At 62.9% G+C, this 2945-nt stretch carries 4 protein-coding genes; 3 read left to right on the top strand and 1 reads right to left on the bottom strand.

Annotated features, from left to right (window positions below):
* Positions 1 to 198: 198 nt before the first annotated feature.
* The 3 genes from J0H39_00020 (at position 199) to J0H39_00010 (ending at position 2204) form a co-directional block, all read left to right on the top strand.
* The gene (locus J0H39_00020) at positions 199 to 1440 is read left to right on the top strand and encodes a tyrosine-type recombinase/integrase (GenBank protein ID MBN9495110.1); all 1242 of its coding nucleotides are present in this window, start codon (positions 199 to 201) and stop codon (positions 1438 to 1440) included.
* Positions 1441 to 1569: 129 nt separating this feature from the next.
* Positions 1570 to 1899 carry a hypothetical protein gene (locus J0H39_00015; GenBank protein MBN9495109.1) on the top strand — a complete coding sequence of 110 codons (330 nt, stop codon included), beginning with the start codon at positions 1570 to 1572 and terminating at the stop codon, positions 1897 to 1899.
* Positions 1899 to 2204, top strand: coding sequence for a hypothetical protein (locus J0H39_00010; protein ID MBN9495108.1), 306 nt, complete (start codon positions 1899 to 1901; stop codon positions 2202 to 2204). The genes J0H39_00015 and J0H39_00010 overlap by 1 nt, the downstream gene beginning before the upstream one ends.
* Positions 2205 to 2239: 35 nt before the next feature.
* Here the strand turns inward: J0H39_00010 and J0H39_00005 are convergent, their stop codons facing one another.
* Complete coding sequence (locus tag J0H39_00005) at positions 2240 to 2806, bottom strand: recombinase family protein (GenBank protein ID MBN9495107.1); 567 nt, start codon at positions 2804 to 2806, stop codon at positions 2240 to 2242.
* Between the last annotated feature and the right edge of the window lie 139 nt (positions 2807 to 2945).

Below are 2945 nucleotides of genomic sequence, written 5' to 3'. Positions count from 1 at the left end.
GTGGCGCGCCCGAAAGGAGGAGATTCCTATCTGGTGACTGTACCGTCTACGCCATTCTTTTGATTGCGGGATTCAGGATCAGGGATAGCGTTTCGACCTGCTTGAGGACGAGGCGGCCGATCGATGCGGCCGAAGGGTTGGGCGAGGTCGCAGTCGAGGATGCCGCGTTATGGACTGGTCCCGTTCACGAAGTTGGGCGTGAAGGGCGGCATTTTCCGGTTCAGGCTCCAACTTCCTATCGATGTGTTCGAGGCTCTAGTCGCAGCCGGTACGGCGGGCGCACGACGGACGGTGACCTTCTCGCTCAAGACGCGTGACCCACTGGCGGCGCGAAGCCGCGCTTTGCGGGCTGCGGCAGATGTCGCCGACATGATCTCGGCCGTGCGGTCCGGGACGATCCCGCCCTGGACGTTCGACCCGGCCATGTACCGGCAGAAGCAGATCATCGTTGCGAGCGCCGATCGGAAGCCGGTCACCTCGACCCCAGCAGGCTTAGCGTCCACGCCCTCGAAGGCGATGACGCTGCGCCGCGTGTACGAGGAGGTCTATCTGCCGCGCCGCCAGGAGCGGAAGGGTGTGCCGCCGCGACGGCGATCCAGGCTCGACATGGAGAAGGCAATCACCCGCTTCGCGGCCTCGGCCGGGGACCTTGCGATCACCAACATCACGAAGAAGACGGCCGAGCAGTTCGTCCGGTCGCTGAAGCTTGGCTCGGTCGCCACCGTCAAGAAGACGACCACCTGCCTCTCGACGATCTGCAACGCGGCGGTCGCGGCGAACCTGATCGCCAGCAACCCATTCCGAGGTCTCGGTCCCGATCGTGCTGCCATCGTCGCGGCACGCCGCAGCTACAGCCGGTTCGACCTCGACCAACTCGCCCGGTTCTTCCGGCAGACCGAGACCGAGGACGGCGCGGTACTCTGGCTGCCCAGGCTGTTGCTCCTGACCGGGGCGCGCCTGGAGGAGATGGCCCAGCTTCGTGCGTCCTGGTTCGTCCGGCGCGACGGAGTCGAGGTGATCGACCTGCACGACGCCAGGGTGAAGAGCGCGCACAACAGGAGGTACATTCCGCTTCACCGCGACCTGCTCGACCTCGGCATCCTCGATCTGGTGCGGCAATCGTCGGACCGGTTGTTTCCCGAGCTTCGGTACCGGGCTTCGGCCGAGCGTTGGAGCGGGTCGATCAGCACGCGTCTCAACCGTGAGATCGATGCGGCGCTCGGCGCGGATCGGCGGCTGACGGTCCATTCGCTGCGCAAGACCTTCGAGCACGCTGCCTATGTGGCCGGGGTGCCGAAGCCCAGCATCAACGCGATCACTGGCCACAAGCCGGGCGATATCAGCGAGGAGCATTATCTCCTGCTCAAGGACGATGTGCCGCTGCTGAAGCAGCACATCGACAGGCTGGAGTTCCCGTTCCTGAAGCGGACCAGGGCCTGATAGGGGTCGTTTTTGACTGACTTCCGTGCGCGCGATCGCACGCCACGGTCTCTCCCAGAGCCCAGCGAAAGAAATTGCAACCCGCGAACAATGGCAGGTAGTATCCTTGTATTAGCTAAGGTAATTTCTATGATCAATCTATTCAGCAATATCGACTACGACGCAACAGCTTACGAAGATGATAATGATCTCGTCGATCACGTTTGTCGTATCTACCCTCCTCAAGACCAAGAAGATTGGCAGATCATCAAACTCACGGAGAAACTCCAGAAGCTGGCGGTTGATCGGGGGTTTGGCTACCACACCGTCTATCGGTTGAACGATGCGGGACGCCCGGCTCTCCAGTTTGAGTTCGAAGCCCCGGTTGCGGCGGACTTCATTGCGGCCTCGCACGGCGAGATCAGCGGCATCATCAAGAAGCTGGAGCGCTCGGGCAAGTTCGGTCGGAGGGGCGCGTGATGCCGACGCTCACACACGTCATGGACTATGAAGAGGTCCTCGCAGAAGAGGCGCGCATCTCGGCCACGCTGCTGAACGCAGGCTTCCCGGCGGATCATCTTGACCTCGTGGATGCGGCTGTTGACTCGCTCGCCCACGATCTCGCCGATCGTGCGAGGAAGCTCGGCATCAGCGTCTTCAAGGTCGGCAAGGTCTGGTCGAACCTTCCAGAAGAGTGGGAACCGGGTGATCCGAGGGAAGCGAAGGTGTTCTTCTGCTTCCCCGACGACGCCAACGCGGTCTTGTTCAAGACCATGTTCATCTGATCACATGGCTGGCCCGGATCACGCCTCCGGGCCAGTCAGGCCAGCGCGCTCCGCCCGCCCTTCACGGCCCGGTAGATCGTGCTGGGCGCGACACCGACATGCTGCGCGATCTCGGCGACAGTCAGCGTGCCCTCGCTGAGCAGCGTCTTCGCGACGGTCAGCTTCACCGTGTCCAACGCCTTCGGGCGTCCTCCGACTCTTCCGCGCGCACGGGCTGCGCGAAGACCGGCCTGGGTACGCTCGCGGAGAAGCTCGACCTCCATCTGGCCGAGCGCGCCCAGGATCGTGAAGAGGAACCGTCCTGCCGGGGTGGTCGTGTCGATGGCTTCGGTCAGCGATCGCAGTCCGATCTCTCGGGCGCGAAGTTCCTCGGCGAGTTCGAGCAAGTGCCTGATCGAGCGGGCCAGCCTGGACAACGAGTAGACGACGATTACGTCGCCGCTCCTGGCATGGTCGAGGAGCTTCCGCAACTCGGGCCTCTCGGCCTTGGTCCCCGAGATGGTCTCGACGAAGACCTTCTCGCACCCTGCCGCCTTCAGCGCGTCAAGCTGAAGGCTGTGATCTTGTCCGTCCGTCGAAACCCGAGCCAGCCCCAGCTTCATCGCCTCTCCTTCGCATAACCCGTCGAAGGGAGGCTCTCATGAGAAGCCAGTTCTGCAAGCAGTTTTTGCGACACCGTCGTCAGCAGAATCCCCGACGATCACCCCGCCATCAGCAGCGTCGCGGAAACGACCGTTTGTC

It is taken from the genome of Alphaproteobacteria bacterium (assembly GCA_017308135.1).
Classification (GTDB): Bacteria; Pseudomonadota; Alphaproteobacteria; order CACIAM-22H2; family CACIAM-22H2; genus Tagaea.
Note: the sequence above shows the minus strand (reverse complement) of the source record. Positions and strands in the feature narration are given on the sequence as shown.

Bases quoted from the DNA above. Each gene is read 5' to 3' on its own strand.
- J0H39_00015 (MBN9495109.1), top strand. From the start codon at position 1,570: ATGATCAATCTATTCAGCAATATCGACTACGACGCAACAGCTTACGAA.
- J0H39_00010 (MBN9495108.1), top strand. From the start codon at position 1,899: ATGCCGACGCTCACACACGTCATGGACTATGAAGAGGTCCTCGCAGAA.
- J0H39_00005 (MBN9495107.1), bottom strand. From the start codon at position 2,806: ATGAAGCTGGGGCTGGCTCGGGTTTCGACGGACGGACAAGATCACAGC.